This window comes from Neisseria sp. P0021.S006 (assembly GCF_051956895.1).
The window spans coordinates 1-1,171 of record NZ_JBQCWZ010000435.1 but is presented as its reverse complement, the minus strand read 5'-3'; the positions used below and the strand labels follow the sequence as shown (position 1 = coordinate 1,171).

The window sequence follows — 1,171 nt, the reverse complement described above, 5'->3', positions numbered from 1 at the left end:
GCTTTACATCGACCGCCACCTGGTTCACGAAGTAACCAGCCCGCAAGCATTTGAAGGCTTGAAAATGGCCGGCCGCAAACTCTGGCGTATCGACAGCGTAGTCTCCACAGCCGACCACAACACCCCGACCGGCGACTGGCACAAAGGTATTCAAGACCCGATTTCCAAACTGCAAGTCGATACTTTGGACAAAAACATTAAAGAGTTTGGCGCACTCGCCTACTTCCCGTTTATGGATAAAGGCCAAGGCATTGTGCACGTTATGGGCCCGGAACAAGGAGCCACCCTGCCCGGCATGACCGTCGTCTGCGGCGACTCACACACTTCTACCCACGGCGCATTCGGCGCATTGGCGCACGGTATCGGCACTTCCGAAGTCGAACACACCATGGCGACCCAGTGCATTACCGCAAAAAAATCCAAATCCATGCTGATTTCCGTTGAAGGCTGTCTGAAACCCGGTGTTACCGCCAAAGACGTAGCACTTTATATCATCGGTCAAATCGGTACGGCCGGTGGTACAGGCTACGCCATTGAGTTTGGCGGCGAAGCCATCCGCAGCCTTTCTATGGAAGGCCGCATGACCTTGTGTAATATGGCGATTGAAGCCGGTGCGCGCTCAGGTATGGTTGCCGTCGACCAAACCACCATCGACTATGTAAAAGGCAAACCTTTCGCACCTAAAGGCGAAGCGTGGGACAAAGCCCTCGAGTACTGGCGCACGCTGGTGTCTGACGAAGGCGCCGTATTCGATAAAGAATACCACTTCAAAGCTGAAGACATCGAGCCTCAAGTAACTTGGGGCACATCGCCTGAAATGGTTTTGGACATCAGCAGTAAAGTGCCTAATCCCGCCGAAGAAACCGATCCGGTCAAACGCAGCGGCATGGAACGCGCCCTTGAATACATGGGCTTAGAAGCCGGTACGCCATTAAACGAAATCCCTGTCGATATCGTCTTTATCGGTTCTTGCACCAACAGCCGTATTGAAGACTTACGCGAAGCCGCCGCTATCGCCAAAGGCCGCAAAAAAGCGGACAATGTGCAACGCGTATTGATTGTCCCCGGCTCCGGTTTGGTTAAAGAGCAGGCAGAAAAAGAAGGCTTGCACGAAGTATTTATCGAAGCCGGTTTTGAATGGCGCGAGCCGGGCTGCTCTATGTGCCTTGCC

1 protein-coding gene is annotated in these 1,171 nt (G+C 53.5%); it reads left to right on the top strand.

Annotated features, from left to right (window positions below; translation table 11 throughout):
- The coding region (gene leuC / locus ACTHUM_RS14790) for a 3-isopropylmalate dehydratase large subunit (protein WP_440403259.1) at positions 1-1,171 on the top strand (1,171 nt) is incomplete at both ends.